The sequence below is a fragment of the Paraburkholderia sp. SIMBA_027 genome, assembly GCF_046535315.1.
Lineage (GTDB): Bacteria > Pseudomonadota > Gammaproteobacteria > Burkholderiales > Burkholderiaceae > Paraburkholderia > Paraburkholderia tropica.
On record NZ_JAWRWY010000237.1, the window covers coordinates 1 to 338 of the forward strand.

1 protein-coding gene is annotated in these 338 nt (G+C 60.7%); it reads left to right on the top strand.

Annotation, left to right across the window (positions count from 1 at the left end; translation table 11 throughout):
• Window positions 1-338, top strand: a 338-nt coding sequence (locus tag SB764_RS38925) for a hypothetical protein (RefSeq protein ID WP_410866600.1), incomplete at both ends; no start/stop codon positions are given.

The window sequence follows — 338 nt, forward strand, 5'->3', positions numbered from 1 at the left end:
CAACTAAATGGAGGGTCAGGACGAAGGACTCGAACCGAGCGGCTATCGTCGAGGACGATACCTTTCTTAACCGTGTTGCCAGCGGCCTAGCTATCCGCAAGAGCGACATAGGCGAGCGTTACGACGTCGAAGCCGCCGTGCGTTTCGCAGTGGAACGGGGCCTGCCAAACCGCTGGCTGGTTGGCTGGTCCTTCGGCACCGAACTTGCCCTGATGTATGGGGCTTCGGAGCCAGTCGCATCACAGATCGAAGGTGCTGTGCTGTTGTCTCCACCGTTGCATCGGGCCACCGACGTCCACCTGAAAGAGTGGGCAGCCTCGGGCAAACCCCTGACCGTC